Annotated in this window: 15 protein-coding genes and 6 pseudogenes; 10 read left to right on the forward strand and 11 right to left on the reverse strand. The window is 40.9% G+C overall.

Features of this window, described 5'->3' with window-relative positions:
• Positions 1 to 39 precede the first annotated feature (39 nt).
• On the reverse strand, positions 40 to 1,296 hold the full coding sequence (locus tag ACSLFW_RS00420; RefSeq protein WP_436554183.1) for an ABC transporter permease: 1,257 nt from the start codon (positions 1,294 to 1,296) through the stop codon (positions 40 to 42).
• 163 nt (positions 1,297 to 1,459) lie between these two features.
• On the opposite strand from ACSLFW_RS00420, the pseudogene purH reads away from it, so the two are divergent.
• From purH to rodA, 6 genes and pseudogenes are all read left to right on the forward strand, one after another.
• A pseudogene (gene purH, locus ACSLFW_RS00425) lies at positions 1,460 to 2,987 on the forward strand (bifunctional phosphoribosylaminoimidazolecarboxamide formyltransferase/IMP cyclohydrolase).
• Between the two features lie 53 nt (positions 2,988 to 3,040).
• Positions 3,041 to 4,069: a rod shape-determining protein gene (locus ACSLFW_RS00430; RefSeq protein WP_436554184.1), complete on the forward strand. Its 1,029-nt coding sequence runs from the start codon at positions 3,041 to 3,043 to the stop codon at positions 4,067 to 4,069.
• Between the two features lie 80 nt (positions 4,070 to 4,149).
• The gene (mreC, locus tag ACSLFW_RS00435; RefSeq protein WP_436554185.1) at positions 4,150 to 4,980 is read left to right on the forward strand and encodes a rod shape-determining protein MreC; all 831 of its coding nucleotides are present in this window, start codon (positions 4,150 to 4,152) and stop codon (positions 4,978 to 4,980) included.
• On the forward strand, positions 4,977 to 5,483 hold the full coding sequence (locus ACSLFW_RS00440) for a rod shape-determining protein MreD (RefSeq protein ID WP_436554186.1): 507 nt from the start codon (positions 4,977 to 4,979) through the stop codon (positions 5,481 to 5,483). The genes mreC and ACSLFW_RS00440 overlap by 4 nt, the downstream gene beginning before the upstream one ends.
• Positions 5,480 to 7,379 (forward strand): annotated as a pseudogene (mrdA, locus tag ACSLFW_RS00445) (penicillin-binding protein 2). The gene ACSLFW_RS00440 and the pseudogene mrdA overlap by 4 nt, the downstream one beginning before the upstream one ends.
• Positions 7,380 to 7,388: 9 nt before the next feature.
• A pseudogene (gene rodA, locus ACSLFW_RS00450) lies at positions 7,389 to 8,646 on the forward strand (rod shape-determining protein RodA).
• A gap of 43 nt (positions 8,647 to 8,689) precedes the next feature.
• Here the strand turns inward: rodA and ACSLFW_RS00455 are convergent.
• The 10 genes and pseudogenes from ACSLFW_RS00455 to ACSLFW_RS00500 form a co-directional block, all read right to left on the reverse strand.
• A complete protein-coding gene (locus tag ACSLFW_RS00455) occupies positions 8,690 to 9,679 on the reverse strand; it encodes an OmpA family protein (RefSeq protein WP_436554187.1) in 990 nt (329 codons plus the stop codon).
• Positions 9,660 to 10,244 (reverse strand): hypothetical protein, encoded by a 585-nt coding sequence (locus ACSLFW_RS00460; protein ID WP_436554188.1) that lies wholly within the window; start codon positions 10,242 to 10,244, stop codon positions 9,660 to 9,662. Before ACSLFW_RS00460 ends, ACSLFW_RS00455 begins: the two co-directional genes overlap by 20 nt.
• Positions 10,213 to 10,752: a tetratricopeptide repeat protein gene (locus ACSLFW_RS00465; RefSeq protein WP_436554189.1), complete on the reverse strand. Its 540-nt coding sequence runs from the start codon at positions 10,750 to 10,752 to the stop codon at positions 10,213 to 10,215. Before ACSLFW_RS00465 ends, ACSLFW_RS00460 begins: the two co-directional genes overlap by 32 nt.
• Position 10,753: 1 nt before the next feature.
• Positions 10,754 to 11,605, reverse strand: coding sequence for a PorP/SprF family type IX secretion system membrane protein (locus tag ACSLFW_RS00470; RefSeq protein WP_436554190.1), 852 nt, complete (start codon positions 11,603 to 11,605; stop codon positions 10,754 to 10,756).
• A 107-nt stretch (positions 11,606 to 11,712) separates the two neighbouring features.
• Positions 11,713 to 11,895, reverse strand: coding sequence for a gliding motility-associated C-terminal domain-containing protein (locus tag ACSLFW_RS00475; RefSeq protein ID WP_436557351.1), 183 nt, complete (start codon positions 11,893 to 11,895; stop codon positions 11,713 to 11,715).
• Entirely contained in the window at positions 11,808 to 13,046 is a 1,239-nt protein-coding gene (locus ACSLFW_RS00480; protein WP_436554191.1) for a hypothetical protein, read from the reverse strand. The genes ACSLFW_RS00475 and ACSLFW_RS00480 overlap by 88 nt, the downstream gene beginning before the upstream one ends.
• Positions 13,012 to 13,527: a hypothetical protein gene (locus tag ACSLFW_RS00485; protein WP_436554192.1), complete on the reverse strand. Its 516-nt coding sequence runs from the start codon at positions 13,525 to 13,527 to the stop codon at positions 13,012 to 13,014. Before ACSLFW_RS00485 ends, ACSLFW_RS00480 begins: the two co-directional genes overlap by 35 nt.
• On the reverse strand, positions 13,514 to 13,966 hold the full coding sequence (locus ACSLFW_RS00490; RefSeq protein ID WP_436554193.1) for a hypothetical protein: 453 nt from the start codon (positions 13,964 to 13,966) through the stop codon (positions 13,514 to 13,516). Before ACSLFW_RS00490 ends, ACSLFW_RS00485 begins: the two co-directional genes overlap by 14 nt.
• The gene (locus tag ACSLFW_RS00495) at positions 13,941 to 14,816 is read right to left on the reverse strand and encodes a hypothetical protein (protein WP_436554194.1); all 876 of its coding nucleotides are present in this window, start codon (positions 14,814 to 14,816) and stop codon (positions 13,941 to 13,943) included. The genes ACSLFW_RS00490 and ACSLFW_RS00495 overlap by 26 nt, the downstream gene beginning before the upstream one ends.
• A gap of 665 nt (positions 14,817 to 15,481) precedes the next feature.
• Positions 15,482 to 17,698: pseudogene (locus tag ACSLFW_RS00500) on the reverse strand (carboxy terminal-processing peptidase).
• 210 nt (positions 17,699 to 17,908) lie between these two features.
• Between ACSLFW_RS00500 and surE the strand changes: the two are divergent.
• From surE to ACSLFW_RS00520, 4 genes and pseudogenes are all read left to right on the forward strand, one after another.
• Positions 17,909 to 18,684, forward strand: a pseudogene (gene surE, locus ACSLFW_RS00505) (5'/3'-nucleotidase SurE).
• A complete protein-coding gene (locus ACSLFW_RS00510; protein WP_436554195.1) occupies positions 18,677 to 18,949 on the forward strand; it encodes a hypothetical protein in 273 nt (90 codons plus the stop codon). Before surE ends, ACSLFW_RS00510 begins: the two are co-directional and overlap by 8 nt.
• A gap of 10 nt (positions 18,950 to 18,959) precedes the next feature.
• Positions 18,960 to 20,077 (forward strand): annotated as a pseudogene (gene lpxB, locus ACSLFW_RS00515) (lipid-A-disaccharide synthase).
• Between the two features lie 257 nt (positions 20,078 to 20,334).
• Complete coding sequence (locus tag ACSLFW_RS00520) at positions 20,335 to 21,042, forward strand: C40 family peptidase (RefSeq protein WP_436554196.1); 708 nt, start codon at positions 20,335 to 20,337, stop codon at positions 21,040 to 21,042.
• Positions 21,043 to 21,081 lie beyond the last annotated feature (39 nt).

Genomic DNA, 21,081 nt, shown 5'->3' on the forward strand with positions numbered 1-21,081 from the left:
AATTTGTATACAAGATGAAAATTGTTTTGATAGTCCGGATTACATCCCCGAACGAATGGCCTCAACCGGGTCAAGCCGTGACGCAGATACTGCCGGCAATATCCCTGAGATCAATCCGATTAATGCGGCAAGTCCGGTGCCGAGCATGATGTTGAAAGCACTCAAAACAAATTCAAAGTCGAGCATTGAGGTTAATAATATTGTCAGCAGCCAAACCAATAAAATCCCTACGCCACCGCCAATAAGACACAAGATTACCGCTTCGAATAGAAATTGAAGTAAAATGAATTTATTTTTTGCGCCCAATGATTTCTGTATGCCGATAAGATTCGTGCGCTCTTTCACCGAAACGAACATAATATTCGCTACACCAAAACCACCGACGAGCAATGAAAATCCTGCGATAATCCAGCCACCGATGTTCAAAACTCCGATAAAACTATCCAGCATATCTGTAAATCCGGATAATACGTTCAGGAAAAAATTGGTCACTTCTTCGGGTTTGAGTCCGCGGTAATTACGAAGTTTTTGCGTCAGTTCAGCTTTGTAAGCTTCCATGTCGACGCCTTTGACCGGCTTGATGAGGATTACGCTCATAAAAGTCTTATTGTTGTCGCCATACATTCTCCTGATGAAATTCACCGGAATAAATGCCGAAGTGTCATTGCCGCCACCCATCGAAAACGCTGAAGCACCTTCTTTTTTCAAGACACCAATTACGGTCAGCCGCTGTCCGTACATGCGCACTTTTTTTCCAATCGGATCGGCATTTTCAAATAACGCTTTTGCATTTTCGTAGCCTAAAACCACGACGGGCGCGCCTGAGTTTGATTCGGATTCATTGTAATACCGCCCTTCATCAAATTCGAGTTTCTGAATATTACTGAATTCGTATGAAATCGGCACCACATTTACATCAGTAACGGTCTTCGATTCATATTTGATGCTTTCGCGCGCCACCCAAAGTTGAAACGCCATTTCTTCAGTATTGCTCAAAGTGCCTTTCAGGTACTCATATTCATCGTATTTCATCTGAGGAAATTGCTCTCGTTTCCAATCCGGAATATCCGACGAACCGAAACTCATCTTCATCAAAGAAATCATATTTTTATCAAGGCTGCTCAGGTCTTTTCTGATTTTCCTGTCGAGTGAATCGACTGCCGCAAGCACGGCGATGATCGAGAAAATTCCAATCGTCACGCCAAGTAATGACAGGAAAGTACGCAATTTGTTGTTGCGCAGCGCATTCATGGCGAAACCGAAACTTTCCTTGAGCAATCTCAGGTAAATCAGCATAAATTCAGAAGTTTGATCCGGGTAAAATTCCGTAAATTTTAAATAATAACCTAAAAAATTAGCATTTAAGCATTAGTAGTTGTTTTCGCGAAATTTGTTACAGTTTTTGGATACATTTCTGTTGCAAAAAAACTACTTTTGCACTCTTAAACACAACTACAAAATGAGCGCTACAAAAACCATTAAATCTGCTTTGATTTCAGTCTTTTCGAAAGAAGGATTGGAGCCAATTGTGCGTCAGTTGCACGAACAAAATGTTACTTTTTATTCAACCGGAGGGACAGAAGATTTTCTTAAAAATCTTGGCATTCCGGTTGTTCCTGTTGAAGATGTCACTTCTTATCCATCGATTTTGGGCGGCCGTGTAAAAACGCTGCACCCGAAAATCTTCGGCGGCATTTTAAACCGTCACGGACCACGAAGGCGACGTGCAACAGATGGCAGCATACAATATTCCGCAGATTGATTTGGTGATTGTCGACTTATATCCGTTTGAAAAAACTGTGGCTTCGGGCGCCAGTGAGGCTGATATCATCGAAAAAATCGATATTGGCGGGATTTCACTCATCCGCGCGGCGGCGAAAAATTTCAAGGATACCGTTATCGTCGCTTCAGTTGAACAATATGCACCGTTTTTGGATTTGATTACGAAACAAAACGGAGCGACATCAATCGAAGACAGAAAATTATTCGCGACAAAAGCATTCCACGTTTCTTCGCATTACGATACGGCAATTTTCAATTATTTTAATACCGATGAAACGATTTTCAAAACGAGCATTGCGAACGGACAAGTTTTGCGATATGGTGAAAATCCGCACCAAAAAGGTTTTTTCTTCGGAGATTTTGACGCGATGTTTAAGAAAATCCACGGAAAAGAATTGTCTTATAACAATCTTTTGGATGTTGACGCAGCGGTGAATTTAATTGCTGAATTCAAAAACGAAGAACCAACTTTTGCTATTTTAAAACACAACAACGCTTGCGGATTGGCTTCAAGGTCAACAATGGAGCAGGCTTATCTTGATGCTTTGGCTTGCGACCCGACTTCTGCTTTCGGCGGCGTTTTGATTGCCAATGGCAGAATCGATGTGGCAACGGCAAAAGAAATCAACAAATTATTTTGTGAAGTCGTGATTGCACCTTCGTATGAGACTGATGCCATCACCATTCTCGAAGAAAAGAAAAACCGCATCATTTTGATCCAGAATGAAGTTGCGCTTCCGGAAAGACAAGTGCGCACGGCGTTAAACGGACTTTTAGTACAAGACCGCAACAACATCTCCGACAATAAAAACGACTTAAAAACCGTTACCAATACAGCACCGACAGCCGAAGAAGTTGAGGATCTGATCTTCGCATCTAAAATCTGTAAGAACACAAAATCAAACACAATCGTCTTCGCAAAAAACAAAACTTTGGTCGCATCCGGAACCGGACAAACCTCAAGAGTTGATGCGTTAAAACAGGCGATCGAAAAAGCGAATGCGTTTGGATTTGATCTGAAAGGCGCCGTGATGGCGAGCGATGCATTTTTCCCGTTTCCGGACTGTGTTGAAATTGCAAATGACGCCGGAATAACAGCGGTAATTCAACCGGGCGGATCGATCAAAGATGAGCTGAGTATCAATTATTGCAACGAAAATAATTTGGCGATGGTATTTACAGGAACGCGTCATTTCAAACATTAATTTGTTTAACTTTGTCGCGTAAAATTTATAACTTTTAAACCCTTAAAAAACTTATGGGATTTTTTGATTTCATGACCGAGGATATTGCGATAGACCTTGGTACCGCAAACACGCTGATCATCCACAACGACAAGGTTGTGATTGACAGTCCGTCGATTGTTGCCCGCGACAGAATTTCAGGCAAAATCATCGCCGTTGGTAAAGAAGCCAACCTGATGCAGGGAAAGACGCATGAAAACATAAAGACCATCAGACCTTTGAAAGACGGGGTTATTGCCGATTTTGATGCGTCGGAAAAAATGATTTCGATGTTCATCAAAAGCATTCCGGCCTTAAAGAAAAGAATGTTCACGCCGGCATTGCGTATGGTGGTTTGTATTCCATCAGGAATTACCGAAGTGGAAATGCGCGCCGTAAAAGAATCCTGTGAGCGCGTAAACGGAAAAGAAGTTTACCTCATCCATGAACCGATGGCAGCAGCAATCGGTATCGGTGTTGACATCATGCAGCCGAAAGGAAACATGATTGTTGATATTGGAGGTGGAACGACTGAAATAGCGGTCATCGCTTTGGGCGGAATCGTATGCGACAAATCGGTTAAGATTGCCGGTGACGTTTTCACGAACGACATCGTTTACTACATGAGAACGCAGCACAACCTTTTCGTTGGGGAAAGTACCGCTGAAAAAATAAAAATCGAAATCGGTGCCGCCATTGAAGATCTGGAAACGCCACCGGACGATATGTCGGTTCAGGGTCGTGACCTTTTGACCGGAAAGCCAAAACAGGTGGAAGTTTCTTACCGCGAAATCGCAAAAGCATTAGACAAATCGATCCAGAGGATTGAAGATGCCGTAATGGAAACTTTATCGCAAACGCCTCCGGAATTGGCAGCCGATATTTACAACACCGGAATTTACCTTGCAGGTGGAGGTTCGATGTTGAGAGGTCTTGATAAACGTATTTCTCAAAAAACCGACCTTCCGGTTTACATCGCTGAAGATCCATTGAGAGCCGTTGTTCGCGGCACCGGAATGGCGCTTAAAAACATTACCAAATTCAGAAGCATCCTCATCAAATAATTTTGACATTACAATTTTTTTTATTGTAAATTACGTCGAATCTGATTACTGGAAACCGTTAACTGAACACCGGATAAACAATGCAGCAAATATTTAATTTTATATTTAAAAACAGCCATAAGTTGCTGTTTTTGCTGCTTTTGGGTATATCATTAACTTTTACGATCCAGGCGCATTCGTATCACAAAAGCAAAGTCATCAGCTCGGCTAATTTCTTTACCGGCGGCGTTTACGAAAGACTGAATGCCATCAACGAATATTTCAATCTTCGCACGCAAAATGAAGAACTGGCTTTAGAAAATGCCCGTTTGAAAAGCCTGCTTTTTAATGCGCAGGATACAATGAAAGTTCCGGATATCGACACGATAAAAGGCGTGAAGAAAGTGAATGTCGTCGTGGCGAAAGTCATCAAGAATTCGTTCAATATGCCGCAGAATTACCTCACGATTGACGCTGGTGAAAAACAAGGCATCAAAACTGATATGGGTGTTGTGAACAATCTTGGAATTATCGGATTGGTGGAGAAAACTTCCGCGAATTATGCGACCATCCAAAGCATACTGAACACGAAATCAAGAATCAGCGCCAAAATTAAAAAATCAAGTCATTTCGGAACCTTGCAATGGAATGCAAAAAATGCCGGTTATGTACAACTGATTGACGTGCCGCGACTTGCAGCCATCCACAAAGGCGATACAATTGTGACCAGCGGCGAATCAGAAATTTTTCCTGCCGGAATCGGAATCGGAACTATCGCCAATATTTATATCGATAACAAAACACAATATTATACGCTGAACGTGCGTCTTTTCAACGACATGACGAATCTGGGCCACGTGTATATCATCAAGAGCAAAGAGCGCGAAGAAATATTACAGCTCGAAACTGAAACTGAAACACCAAAGCGATGAACAGTGCGGTCTTATTCAATATCGCCCGTTTTATATTGCTGCTAGCGGCACAGGTCGTCATTTTCAATCACATGGAATTTTCGAATTACCTGAATCCGTATCCATATGTTTTGTTCATTATTTTGTATCCTGTGAATGGCAATAAATTCGGACTTTTGCTCGCGAGTTTCTTCCTCGGCTTGATTGTAGATTGCTTCATGGATTCCGGTGGCGTTCATGCTGCGGCCTGCCTTACACTGGCTTATTTGCGACCAACATTCTTTAAATTTTCATTCGGTGTAAGTTACGAATACCAGACCGTAAAAATCAACGACCGGCTGACTCCAGAACGTTTTTCATTCATCTTGATATCAGTCGTTACGCACCATTTTGTGTTGTTTTTACTCGAAATTTTCAGCGTAAGTTTGTTTTGGAATATGGCGCTGCGGCAGATTTTCAGCACTATCTTTACGATAATCATCTGCATCATACTAATTTATCTTTTCAAGCCTAACAGACGATGAGAAAAGTTTTGTTCCCAACGGTAGTAATCATTTCAGTTTTGCTGATTCTGATGCGGCTTTTCTATTTGCAGATTATCGATGACACGCTGATGACAAAATCGGTCAACAACGCTATAAAAGTCATTTATGATTATCCGGAGCGTGGTTACATTTATGACCGGAACGGAAAATTGCTCGTTGCGAACCAGCCGTCTTACGACATCATGGTGACGCCGAAATACGTAAAAAACATCGACACGCTCGAATTCTGCAAACTGCTCAATATTACCAAAGCAGATTTTATAAGGATTATTGACAAAGCCCGCGTTTACAGTCCAATGCTTCCGTCAGTTTTTCTACCTCAACTCAACAAGCGCGAATACGCAGCTTTACAGGAAAAAATGCGGAAATTCGAACCCGGATTTGATATCGTAAAACGTTCACTTCGTGATTATCAGGTTGCAGTTGGCGCCAATGTTTTCGGCTCGATTGCACAAGTAAACCAACGTGAAATCGACAAAAATCCGTACTATCATTCCGGAGATTTGATTGGAAAGCAAGGTGTCGAGGAAAGTTACGAAAAGATCCTACGAGGTATAAAAGGTGTGAAATACCGCCAGAAAGACAAATTCAACAAAGACATCGGCGCTTACAAACAAGGCGAATTCGACACAATCGCCGTTCGTGGTGAAGATATTACGCTTACACTCGACATAGAACTCCAGAAATACGGAGAAGAATTGATGAAGAACAAACGTGGCGGAATTGTTGCTATCGAGCCAAAAACGGGAGAGATCCTGGCTTTGGTAACCGCACCTTCCTACGATCCGGCTATTCTGGTTGGAAGACAACGATCTAAAAATTATACCAAATTATACAACGACTCCATCGCGAAACCTTTATACGACCGCGGATTATTGGCAGAATATCCTCCGGGCTCACCATTCAAAATTATGACCGGGTTAGTCGCCTTGCAGGAAGGCGTCATTGATGAAAATACGACTTTCATGTGCCACCACGGTTTCAGTTACGCGCGCGGAAGGTTTATGAAATGCCACGGTTCGGGTCCGCACCAATTGCACAACGGAATTTACAATTCCTGTAATACTTACTTCGCCAATGCGTATATGCGCACGATCAACAAATATGTGAGTCCGCCTGCGGCTGTTGATGTGTGGAGCAAACACGTGAAAAGTTTCGGATTGGGAGAATTCATGGGCTATGACTTGCCGACTGGAAAACGCGGTAAAATACCGACTTCAAAAACGTACAAAAGGATGTATCCTAATGGCGGCTGGAGAAGTACAGCAATCGTTTCGAATGCGATTGGACAAGGGGAAGTGCTCGCAACGCCGATACAATTGGCCAATATGATTTCTGCAGTTGCCAATCAGGGATATTATTATACACCCCACATCATCAAAAAAATCAAGGGCGAAAAGATTGACCCTAAATTCCTCAAAAGGCATTATTCGACGATTGATAAAAAATATTTCCCGCCGATGATTTCTGGATTATTCGACGTCTATAACTTCGGAACAGCCAGTGGTTTACGCGTTGAAGGCATCGATATTTGCGGAAAAACCGGAACTGCGGAAAACTTCGCCAAAGTCGGCGGAAAACGAATCCAGATGGAAGACCACTCGATTTTCGTGGCTTTCGCACCAAAAGACAATCCGAAAATTGCGATTGCGATTTTGGTTGAAAATGGTGGTTTCGGTGCAACAATCGCAGCTTCCGATTGCAAGTTTAATGATTGAAAAATACCTGCGCAATTCGATTTCGCGCCCTGATCTGGAAAAAAGGGTTTTGTCGAAAGACCTCAAATACCAATATGACAAATTTCTGGTAAGGAAAGTTGATTCCATTACGACATTCAAAGAGAAAGTAATCGACACCACAAAAGTAGAAAACTAGCCGCATTCAATGAAAAACCAAAGCATCAGGAGCAATATAGATTGGGTTATCGTAACGATTTACATCGTTTTGGTGATTTTGGGCTGGCTGAATATTTATTCTTCATCGTTGCCCGAAATTGAAACGACCTGGTATGACATCGACCAGTTTTACGGTAAGCAGTTGCTGTATATCGGGCTTGCAATTCCATTGATTATTGTGGTGCTTTCTGTTGACGGGAAGTTTTATGAAAAATTTTCCAGTATCATTTTCGGCTTTGCGTTGCTTTCGCTTGCCGGCTTATTTGTACTTGGAAAAAGCGTCAATGGGCAGGCCAATTGGTATTCCTTTGGTTCTTTGCGATTACAACCGGCAGAGTTTGCAAAATCCGCGACAGCGTTGGCATTGGCGAAATATTTGAGCGATGTACAAGTCAATTTGAAAGATGTCAACCGACAAATTCAGGCATTAGGAATTTTATTTCTTCCAATTTTACTGATTGCGCCACATGATCCCGGAAGCGCCCTGATTTTCATCATGATGATTTTCGTATTGTACCGGGAAGGATTGCCTGCGTGGTATCTGTGGGTTGGATTTGCCGGAATTCTCATTTTCATAATGACATTGGTATTGCAGAATCCGTTGTATGTGATTTTGATTACTCTAGGGCTTCTCGCTATTAATTATTACCGAAGTAAAATCGTCAACCGAAACCTCATCCTGAGCACTATGATTTTGGTGATGACGGCAGGAGTCAGCTTATCGGTGAGTTATGTATTTGACAACGTTTTCCAGCAGCACCATCGTGATAGGTTTAATATCTTGTTAGGACGTGCGGTCGACGAAAAAGGGATTGGATACAACACAAACCAATCGGAAATCGCAATTGGTTCCGGCGGATTATTAGGAAAAGGCTATCTGGAAGGTACGCAAACCAAAGGCGGATTTGTTCCGGAACAACATACCGATTATATTTTCACAACGGTTGGTGAAGAATGGGGATTTGTAGGTTCGCTCGTCGTAGTCCTTTTATTTGTCGCATTAATTTTCAGGATTATATACCTTGCAGAACGACAGAAGACTAAATTTAGCCGCGTTTACGGTTATTGCGTCGCCTCGATATTGTTCATCCATTTCTTTGTGAATACGGCAATGGTTTTGGGCATATTCCCTACTATTGGCGTGCCTTTGCCATTCTTTTCTTATGGTGGTTTCGGACTTTGGGGCTTTACGGTATTGCTGTTTATCTTCGTGAAGATGGACGCCAGATAAGGTCAATGAATGGTAATCTTAAGAGTGAAGATTTTAAGATTTGGCTCTCTAATTGACTATTAAAGGCTTTTAATCACAAACTCACTTCTCCTGTTCAATTCATGCTGCTCTTCTGAACAGGAATGATCCGGGACACATTTGATGATAGGAACAGTTTCTCCGTAACCCTTCGCAGAAATCCTGTTCGCAGGAATTCCTTGCTCTAAAAAGTAATCTAACGTAGAAGCCGCACGCCTCGATGACAAATCAAGATTGTACTGGTTATTACCGCGGACATCAGTGTGCGAACCAATTTCTACCACCATATCCGGATATTTCTTCATTAATGCGATTACCTTATTGAGTATTGGCTTGGATTCTTTTCGGATGTACCACAAATCATAATCGAAGTAAATTGGTTCAGTTTTGATAAGCAACCGATCTTTGTCTTTTACAATGTCTTTTTCGGCGGCAATGATTTTCTCAACTTTTTCTTTTTTACCGATTACTGCGAGTTCTTTCTCTTTTTTTGCTGCAGCATCGTCGGCTTCTTTTTGTTTTTGAGCGGCAATATCAGCTTCTTTTTTAACTGCGGCATCAGATTTTAATGTCATTGAAGCGTCGTTGATTTTATTGCGTTCTTTCTTAAGTTTTAATGTCCTTGAATCTTTTGAATAGGCTTCTTTTGACGCTGAAACAGTATAACTCTTCAGGCAGGCAACAGCGAAACTGAACTTTCCGTCGGCACTCGTGTTCACAATTTCAATTTCTTTTTTGTTTTCGTCCTGCAATAGCACTTTTGCATTTTCAAGCGGTAATTTCGTATCAATATCAGTTATTACGCCGGCAATGAACTGCTTGCAGTTTTCAATAATTAACGGTTTGGTTTCTTTAAGCCAATAGATGTCATCTGCTCCTTTTCCGCCAGGACGGTTAGAGGAAAAATAACCTTCTTTCGTATCAGAATCAATGTTGAAAGCGAAATCGTCATAACCCGAATTCAATGGAAGCCCCACGTTAAGTGGCTCAGAATAAGTGTCGTTCTTAATATCAGATACAAAAACATCCATAGAACCATAACCAAAATGCCCGTTCGATGAAAAATAAAGCTTGTTGTCTTTTGATACAAAGGGAATTGCTCCTTTTTGTCGTGTTGATCTTATCGCCCAGATTCACAGGCTTTTCAAATACGCCGCCATTTACCGAAACGGAATAAATGTCGAATGAACCCAATGAACCAGGCATGTCAGAAGCAAAATACAAAGTCTTTTCATCATTGCTGAGCGCCGGATGTTCGGTCGAATAATCGTCACTGTTGAATGGAAGCGAAATGATATTCGTCCATTTTGCGCCATCGTGTTCTGCCCTGAAAATCTGCAAGTTTGAAACTTTGTTTTTGTCTTTGCCGCGCTTTCCTTTCTTATAATTGTTGCGCGTAAAGTACATCGTCTTGCCGTCTTTGGTAAAAACGGCATTCGCTTCGTGCATTTTCGTATTGATTTCAGGGGCAAAAGAAGTCGCAATCGAATCGCCTGTAACGAGTTTCTCAAGCGGAACGGCCAATAAATCAAGGTAATTCTCATTGTTCCATTTGTAGACTTTATCAAATACGCCATCCTGTTTTTGTACCGGCATAAATCAGGCTTTGCCCATATTTTACAGCTCCGAATTCAGAATTTTTGGTGTTTATTGAAAGTGCATTGACATCAAAACGATTTCCAATAGCTGAAATATTTTCGAGGTTTTCAATATCAAAATCCAGTTGGTCAATTGCTTTTATACTGTTGCTTTTCTGTAGGAAATCATGGGCTACTTTATTCGCTTCGGCGTATTCTCCGGCAGCTTTCAAGGTTTGAATGTAGCGGAAATAATATTCCTCATCCACATTAAATCCTTTGACTAAAGCGCGGTACCATTTTTTGGCATTTTCGAGGTCATTTGTATAATAATAGCAATCTGCCAGGTTTCGCATGACTTCCATCGATCGATTCTCATTGACCAATACTTCATAAATCGGCAATGCCTCGCTATAATAAGTGCGGGCGAAATAACGGTCGGCTTTCTTTAAATCCAGATCCTGTGCACCAACAAACTGAGCAGCGAGCACACATAAAATGACGAGTAATCTTTTGCAGCTTCCCATATTAAAAGAATCTTGGAGATTTATCATAGCCTTTGCCCATTAAATCGAGATCGAACAGCAACATGATTTCGTGCGTTCCTGAATTGAATTGTCCTAAGTTTGACAGCGTATAGTCGTAGGCATATCCAATCCTCAGATTGTTTGTTACATTGATATTTACCAAACCACTGATAGCATCGTTAACCCGATAGGCGACGCCCAATTCAAATTTATTCTGATACAAAACATTAGCAGAAATATCGAAAGTTGGTGGTGCGCCTTTGACGATTTTTGTCATGAAAGCAGGTTTTAATTTGAAATCCCGGGTGACATCAAATACATATCCCGCCGTTAAAAAACTATGAATGTCTTCTGAACCGTAAGCGTTGACGCCATTTCTTTCTTCGATATGTTTGCTCGATAATAAATTCGGAGCCGACAAACCGATATAATAATGATTGGTGAAATAATAAATTCCGGCACCAATATTTGGTTTAAAAATATTGACGTTTTCTGCAAAAGCCGCATCACTTGCCGGATTGCCGCTTTCAAACCTGAATCCGTTGAAGTTGGTTTGCAGTGTTGTAAAACCTGCTTTTAATCCGAACGACAAACGATGACGGTTTTTGAATTGTAATATATATGCAAAATCTGCATAGAAATTATTTTCCTTTTTAGCGCCGTCGCCGATATCATCTGAGATAATCGAAATTCCGGTTTCTATTTTTTTATTGATGGGAATATGACTGAAAAAATTGATGGTTTTTGGCGCGCCGACTGCTCCAACCCATTGAGTCCTATATAACGCTCCTAAATTCAGGACTGATTCCGTTGCTGTCGCGTAAGCCGGATTCACGATATTCATGTTGTACATATAATGGGTATATTCCGGATCCTGCTGGGCGGTCGCGTGCTTGGCAAAAAGAAAAAAATGATAAACAGTATTGTTTTTTTCATCTGAAATTCGATTTGGTAATCCGATTACCGGTTAAGGTACAAACGGCCCTGTTTTGACGGCTTATTGCCTTTGTTGAAATAAACGACGTAAAAATAAACACCGTTCGGGGCAATGCCGCCTACTGCGTTGGATTCGGAATCTTTTCCATCCCACTCCGGTTTGTTGATGTTTCCCTTGAATAAAATATTGCCGTAGCGATTGTAAATCTCATAAGTATAATCTGGGAAAGGAACTGGATATCCGGAATTCTCCAGGTGTCATTGACATTGTCTCCGTTGGGTGAAAATCCATCCGGAATGAAGAAATCGTAAACTTCCGGATCTTCGTTGCAAACTGTAAGCGAAACCGTGACCGCTAACGCTTCCGAAGAAGTACAATTCATCGATTCGGAAAAATCAAATCCATAATACGTAACACCTTCTTCAAGCAAATCGGAGGCAGCCAATTGATTTCCGCCTGACGGTGCATCAAACCATACAACTGCATTATCTGTAGTAATGTTTGCAGTCAAATTCTGGATTGTGGGATTATCAGCGCCGCAAAAATTTTGCCCGTCAGTTGATAATGTTGGCGGCTGAAGTTCTATCAAAGTGATTGCAACCACAGTTTTTTCAGATTCACAATTATTCGCATTGACTTGTGACACATAATAATTTCCGGCCGTAAGTGGCGTCGTAAGACTTAACGGCGTTGTTGCGTCAATTGCATCATACCATCTGTATTGAGAACCATTTGGTAATAAATCGGCTACGGTCGGATTTTCACGTTGGCAATAAACGGCATTGGAAGCCGACGGTATTTCAGGTAACGTAAAAATGGAGAAAGCATCAAAAATATTAACTACCGGCGAATTACAACTATTTTGAGAATTGACTACGGCATTTACGGTCAGAATTGTATCTCCTGTAGCGGTTAACAATCCGGGTGGAATGACAAAACTACCGCTTCCATTTGTCAAATTGATTGTGGCATTCTGCCCCGTCGCACTGTTGGCACCACTCAAATCATAAGAAATTGTAACCGAAGTCGCACCTGTCAGGCCGCCAATGGTTGCCGTAACCGGTTTATTCACGCACACGTTTTGTATGGCGATCGTAAGATTAGTTGTATCTAAAAGCGGATTGACAGCAAAATTTTTGATGATATTCGCCACAACACTGCAATTGCCAACAGGGTTAGCAGCGGCGGTAATAGTGAAAACGGTAGCTCCGGTATTGGTTACAAATGCAGCAGGTATATTTAGTGTTGAAGTACCGTCAGTAACAGCAATAGTTTGAGTTTGTGCGGCTGATGTATTAGCGCCACTCAATGTATAAGTAAAATTAAGGTTGTCGAAATTGCCTAATCCGGAAAGCACGAACCGTAAGTGGTTGCCCTTTACAAATATTCGGAATGGCAACTAAAAAGTTATTGACTTCCGGAATTGGATGAATAGTAAATGATTTAGAAAGCATCAAAGGAATAATACACCCGTTGGGATGAGTGGTTATGCTTATGAGTTGAAATGTCGTATCGCCTGTATTTGCCAGCAATCCGCCCGGGAGTACGAAATTTGCATTTCCCGTAGTAACATTCAAATCAATGGTTTGCCCTGCATTATTATTGGCACCAGAGATGCTATACAACACTGTAATTGATGCTACTGAACCCAATCCGGAAATCGCGACATTAACAGGCTGCCCCTTACAGACATCATTGATTATGACATTTACACTTGATAAATCGGGTGCGGGAAATACCTCAAATGTAGTACTTTCATTGGCAGTAGCAGTACAGCCGGTCTGGACATTTGTTACCGAAGTGATTGTGACAGTTGTAGCACCATTATTGGAGAGCAACGCACCGGGAATCGCAAAAACTCCTGCTCCGGACCTGCCCTGAAAAGACAGCAGTTTGTCCGGTCGCTACATTGGCGCCGCTTAGGTCATAAGTTACAGATACACTATTAATTTGACCCATTCCCGAAATGAGAACTGAAGCCGGTTGATTGGCACAACTGTTTGCCACTGAAATATCAAGATCAGTAGCGGGTGGTGGATTAATGATGAAATTTTTAGATTTATTAGCTGCCTTGGAACATCCTGTCTGCAAATCTAGTACATTGGTAATGATAATGGCTGTACCGCCCGAATTTGAAAGCATTGTTGCAGGAATTGTAAAAGTCGCAATGCCACTAATTACACTTATCGTAATTAACTGCGCTGTTGCTTCATTGGCGCCGGCTAAATTGTAGGTAATTTCGTAATTGCCGTCAGGCAAGTTTCCGATACCTGTCATTTGTACTGAAATTCCGGAAACCAACACAAATCGGATCAATGGAGATTACAGCGTTATCGATTTTCGGACTTGGAAAAATATTGAGTACATCTGACACATTTATGATATTATCACACGGATTCGCTCCTTGCCCATGAATATCAATGATTGTAATCGTATATGCGCCTACTTGTTGAAATAGCGTACTTGGCAAACTGAAATTCATTACGCCATTATTAAGTGGGCTAATAATTGTGACATTCCCATTCGTAGAAGTACTCGCTATGTGGCATAATATTTCGTAACTGCCATTCGGGATGGGCATGATTCCTTGTGTTAATGTTCCGGTGTAGGTTGCTGTCGCAATTTCGTTTTCACAGATATCACTGTTAATTGTAAGCGTCGCTCCTGTGAAATCAAGTATTTTCTTTATTTCGATAGTTACAGATGCAGATTTTGGAATACATATCGGATTGGTCGGAAAAACCGTATAAGTAAAATTGTATGTTCCTGCACCATGGGTGTCAAAAAGATGCTGGATGTCGATTGTACTGTCTGAAATTCCTGAAAATTCTGAAGTACCACTCTCTGACCACAATCCGTTGGAATCTTCACCAGATAATTGCCCGAAAAGATTTACGTTGGTGTAAGCACTAAAATCATCATTCTCACAAAAAACCAAACCTTGAGACGTACCAGGTACCGGAGCTCTGTAAACCGTCACAAAAACCGTCGACTGCATTGCCGGGCAAGTTCCGACTTGCGGAAGCGAATAGGTGAAAGAAAAAGTCCCCAATCCGGATTGTGTAGCATTCAGGTTATTCCCGTTAAGCGCACCGGTGTTGTTATTATCCTGCCCAGAAACCTCCAAATTGAGGCGCCGGCACATTATCACCCGCAAAAAACTGAAATAAATTCACTGATTCATCATCGTTGCAAGCAGAACCATTCGGACTCGGAACACCCGAAAAAGCACCAACGGTAACGGCTACTGTTGCCGTGTTGTCTGCACAACCTGAAACGCCAGTTACAGTATATGTATAAGTATAAGTCCCGGCTAAGTTAATTTCCCAAACATTTAAAATACCGGTCGAAAGGTCAAGAGCTTCGTTTTGTACAGGATTTGTCCATGTTCCGCCCGGAGTGGCAGTACGAACCTAAAAGCGCAAAAAGATCAAGGTGCTGATTAGCAGAATTGGCCACATCACAGACTGTTATTGCGGCATCGGCACCTGCGCATTGCGCGTGCAAAGCATTTAAATTGGAAAATAATAGGGCGGCAAAACAAAAAAGCAAACTGGTTTTATGGCGCAAAAACATCTTTAAAGACATATAGTATCTTTTAAATTTGAAGCAATTTAAACATATTGTCGTGAACTAATGGAAAAAAATGTAAAATCTTACATTAAGATAATTCGCTTACTCCAAACCTTATACAAAAGCTTTAGCGTCTTTTACCCTACCAATAAAAAACGTTTTTAAATAAAAAGCCCGAAATCTTTCGAAATCGGGCGCTTTATTTTTTTGAGAAATTTCTTAAGATTTCACCAATTTATCTTTTTTCTTAATATTTACCGTAGTAGGCTTTACGTTGCCTTTAAGTTGCAAATCTGACAAAATATTTAGTGCTTCTTCTACGTAAACATCTTTTGAAAGGCTTTCATGCCATCTGTCGCGTTTTTCTTTAAGCACGGGGTCTTTCGCTGTCATTTCTTCTTCGTAAGGTAACGACGTAAAGGCCAGTTGATTTTTATAATCTGCAATAGCTTTGAATTTTTTAGCTTCAAATTCAAGGCGATCCTGTTGTCTTTTAAATTTTTCAAAGTTCAGATCGTAAGTATTTTCGTCTTTTCTCCGGCTAAGCCACTTTGCGTCTTCATCAATCATTCTGAACTGCGGATTCTCAGCAATTCTTTTCTTGCTGTTCGCAATCGCAGCATCAAAGTTAGGCTGCTTGTCCCAAACAGTATAAGGCGCCTGATCGATTTTATCCCAAGCCATAGCATTGTCTGTATCGCGTTCTCCGATTTCGATATACGAATAATGGTCGGCATTACAACATCACTGCTCACACCTTTCAATTGCGTTGAACCACCGTTAATACGGTAGAATTTCTGTGTCGTGGTTTTAAGCGCTCCTAAATCGCCAACTTCACTGTTTCTTACAAATTGGTTCAGGTCGATTACATTCTGAACCGTTCCTTTTCCATAAGATTGCTTGCTGCCGATAATGACGCCTCTTTTATAATCCTGAATTGCAGCTGCGAGAATTTCTGAAGCTGATGCCGAGAAATTATTAATCATTACCACCAACTGGCTATCCCATTGGATGCGGCTGTCAGAATCAGACAAAACTTCTTTGGTTTTTCCTGCAGATTTCACCTGTACGACAGGTTCTTGCCCCATGAATAATCCGGCAATATCGACAACTGTTCTTAATGAACCGCCGCCATTGTCACGCAAATCAAGCGCAATACCTTCAACGCCTTGTTTTTTCAGTCTTTCAACTTCAAGGGCGATATCTTTTGCGGCATCGCGGCTGTCTTTATTTTCAAAATCGATGTAAAATTTTGGAAGGTAAATGACCCCATACAACTTGCCGTTTTTCTTGACGACACTTGATTTTGCATAGGTTTCATCTATTTCAACAATATCACGGATGATTGAAATTATTTTAATGCTTCCGTCAACTTTTTTAACAGTCAGGCGCACTTCAGTACCTTTAGTGCCTTTTGATTTTTTTTACGACATCGTCAATTTTCATTCCGACAACATCAACAGGTTCTTCTGTTCCCTGTGCTACTTTTAGTACAACATCGCCTGGCTCAAGCTCTTTGCCTTTCCATGCCGGACCGCCTGAAATCAACTCCGTAATTTCTGTAAAATCGTTTTTCTTTTGCAGTCTTGCGCCAATTCCTTCGAGCTTTCCAGACATGCTCAAATCGAATTTATCTTTGTCATCCGGTGCAAAATAAGAAGTATGCGGATCAAAACGCTCGGCTATCGAATTCACGAAAACAGCAAAATAATCATCGCGGTTCTGGTCTTTAATGAAGCTGAAGTATTCGTCAAGCGATTTCATTGAGCTTTCACGCGTTTCTTTTTCTAATTGCTCAAAAGATTTCGGTTTTTCGTCCTTAACCTTCGCTTTATCAGCTTTGGCTTTTTCGTCATTCGGATCAAAAGGCTTAAGCTTGTCCTGTTCTAACTCCTGCTTGTCAACCAATGAAGAAAGTGCGGAAAGTTTCAGTTGTTTCCTCCATCTGTCTTTTAATTCCGCAGCAGTTTTGGCATACGGCGCTTTTTCATAATCGGTGCTGAATTGCTCATCAACCGTAAAATCAAACGGTTTTGACAGAATGTCTTTATAGTAGTTTTTACTGTCGGCTATACGCTCAAGGACACGGTTATAAGTCAAATCGAAAAACGTCAAATCTTTATTTTTGATCTGGTCGTCGATCTCGGTCTCATATTTCGCAAATTCATCGATATCAGATTGCAGGAAAAAGCGCTTCGCAGGATCTAATGCGGCGATATAATCTTTATAAATGCCTTTCGAGAAATTATCATCGATATCTTTCGGGTCATAATGGCCTTTCTGGATGACGAATGTCAGCAGCTCCAACAGCAGCTTATCCTTTTCAGGATCATTATTTTTTTCTTTCGGGATAAAACTCCACAATGCTACCGATAAGGCAACAACAACCAGTAATATTTTATAATTTCTTTTCATAAAGCTTAAAATAGCATTCATCAAATTTTTAATCTAAATTAAGGAAAAACCATGCCGATAATTTTGGGCTCCGCATAAATTTTTGTTAAAGGTGCTAATGTAATGAACTCCGCACAAAAATGATTATTTTAGCAACTTAAAATTCCATTAAAAAGCTTTTCCCCGATTGATTGGTCGCACAAAATCAAAAAATGATACAATCGATTTCAGAAAATTGCATAAAATAAAATAATGAAACAAAAACCACTGATTTTAGTTACCAATGACGACGGCATTACAGCACCCGGAATCCGCGCCCTTATTGACGTAATGATGGAAATCGGAAACGTGACCGTGGTTGCGCCTGACAAACCGCAAAGCGCTACCGGACACGCTATTACAATCAATAACACCTTATATATCAATAAAATTTCTGCCGAAAATGCTGCGATTGCAGAATACAGCTGTTCGGGCACGCCCGTCGATTGCGTCAAACTGGCAGTCAATGAAATCCTGAAGCAAAAACCAGATTTGTGTGTTTCAGGAATTAATCACGGTTCAAATTCCTCCATTAATGTGATTTATTCGGGAACGATGAGTGCCGCTGTCGAGGCCGGAATTGAAGGCATTCCCGCCATCGGCTTTTCTTTATTGGATTATGAATGGAATGCTGATTTTGAACAGGCGAAAAGTTTCATCAGGAAAATTGCTTTGGAAGTGCTGGAAAACGGGCTCCACCAGGCGTTGTCTTAAACGTAAATCTTCCGAAATTAAAGGAAAAAGAAATCAAAGGCATCAAAATCTGCCGCCAGGCGAAAGCCATCTGGGCCGAAAAATTCGACAAGCGCAAAACACCTTTCGGCCGCGATTATTATTGGCTGGCAGGCGAATTCGTCAATCTCGACAATGGCGAAGATACCGATGAATGGGCTTTGGAGCATGGTTATATTTCTGTCGTTCCTGTTCAATATGATTTGACGGCACATCACGCGATACAACATTTAAACACCTGGAATCTGAATGGATAAATTGCATTGGATTTACGGATTTTTATTAGGATTGACCACTACTTTGCTAGGCAGTTTTATCTTTATAGAAGCATTTACAGACTATGGTTTCAGCGAAGGCGTAAAAGTTTTACAATACGAAGGCCTTTTAGGAAGATTGGTTAAACTCGGCGCTCTATTGAATATCGGCGTATTTTTCCTGTTGCTGAAATTCAAAAAAGATGAGATGGCCAAAGGCATCATTGCCGCTGTGATTTTTTTAGCAATTATGACTTTCTTTGTTTAAATTTTAAAGGATGAAATACTATATCATTGCCGGAGAAGCATCTGGAGATTTGCACGGTTCGAACCTGATGAAGGCACTTTATGTTGAAGATCCAAACGCAGATATTCGTTTTTGGGGCGGCGATTTGATGCAGCAATCCGAAGGCACGCTCGTAAAACATTACAAAGAACTCGCTTTTATGGGTTTTGCCGAAGTGGTCATGAACCTGAAAACCATCCTCGACAATATCAAATTCTGCAAAGCTGATATTTTACAATTCAAGCCTGATGTCATTATTTTTATCGATTATCCCGGATTTAATATGCGCATAGCCAAATGGGCGAAATCAATCGGCATCAAAACGCATTATTATATTTCGCCGCAAATCTGGCCTGGAAAGAAAACCGAATCAAGGCCATCAAACGCGATTTTGACAAATTGTACGTGATCCTTCCGTTTGAAAAAGATTTTTACGAAAGAAACACCATTTTCCGGTTGAATTTGTCGGCCATCCGTTGATTGATGCCATTCACAATCGCATTGAAACCGACCAGCAGACTTTCATCGCCGAAAATAATTTAGATGACAAGCCAATTATAGCCTTACTTCCGGGAAGCCGCAAACAGGAAATCGCAAAAATGCTGTCGGTAATGCTGAGCGTAACAGAAGATTTTCCAGGTTATCAATTTGTGATTGCAGGCGCCCAAGCCAGGAATTTTCATTCTATGCGCCATTTCTTAAGAATAAAAATATCAAATTCATTTCGAATAAAACTTACGATTTATTGAGCCATTCGTATGCAGCTTTGGTTACTTCGGGAACTGCGACATTGGAAACCGCGCTTTTTAAAGTCCCGAAGTCGTTTGCTACAAAGGCAGCTGGATTTCCTATCAAATTGCACGCCGTGTGATTACGCTGAAATACATTTCGCTCGTCAATTTAATTATGGATGAGGAAGTTGTGACGGAATTACTTCAGGACAACTGCAACCGCAAAACCATCAAATCAGAGCTTCAAAAATTGCTTGATGAAACGCACCGCAAAAAACTGATTGCCCAATATAATGAGCTTGAAAACAAGCTTGGCGGCGTCGGCGCGAGCGCGAAAACCGCACATTTGATTGTTAATAATATCAGAATTAACAATTAGATAATACTACTTGCAAGGCTTTTGTTTTCAGCTATTTATGTGCAGTTATTAACCGAAATTTAAAAATTGCTAACAACTTTTATATGGTTTAAATGTAAATTTCGAAGATAATTGTGTAAGTTTGTGGGCTCAGAAATAATAAACCGCCTTGTTTTTGCGTTGTTATTTCCCATCAAATTAATCCCGAATACATTCCAGGATTTTATTAATAAATATTGGCGAGCTTATTTATTCGTCCGAAAAATAAAAAATAAAATATGCAGACAAAAAAACTGTTCTTTTTCGTTTTAACTTTTTTAGCCTTAGTCCCGTTTGCGGGTTCAGCCCAGCAGATTATCACTTCTAAAAAAGAAGCCATAAAAAGAGGAATTTACCAAAAACCATCTGAAAAAAAGACAGCCAATTATAATGCTCCGGTCGAAAAAGCTTCAACGGCAATCGCAGCCAAATCTATTGAACCAACCGCTGTAAAACCGGTAAAATCTGAAGAAAAAGTAAAGCCTGTTGCCAAAACATCGAAAAATAAGAAATACCAGATCAACGACAAAGAAGATTCAGATCTGATTGTTGACGATTCTGAGAATTACGTTGCAACACAAATGATCAACAATGCCATGGGTTTTCTTGGCGTAAGATATCATGGTGGCGGAACAACTCCGGCAGGAATGGATTGCTCCGGAATGGTGACAGCGGTTTTTAATATTTTCGAAATGAAGCTTCCGAGAAGCTCAAATGATATGGCGAAAGTCGGGGAGAAATTAGAAAAAGACGAAATCAGGAAAGGTGATTTGATTTTCTTCCACACCAATGGAAAACACATCATCAACCACGTTGGAATGGTCGTTGAAGTTTCGGAAGACGAAATTAAATTCATCCATTCTTCAACACAAAGCGGCGTGATCATTTCGTCAACTAAAGAACCTTACTACAAAAAGAACTTTGTTCAGGCGAACAGGGTCTTATAAATTACAATCTGTTATTATTACGTAAAAATGCCTTGGAAT

Source organism: Flavobacterium sp. 3HN19-14, from assembly GCF_051373205.1.
Lineage (GTDB): Bacteria > Bacteroidota > Bacteroidia > Flavobacteriales > Flavobacteriaceae > Flavobacterium.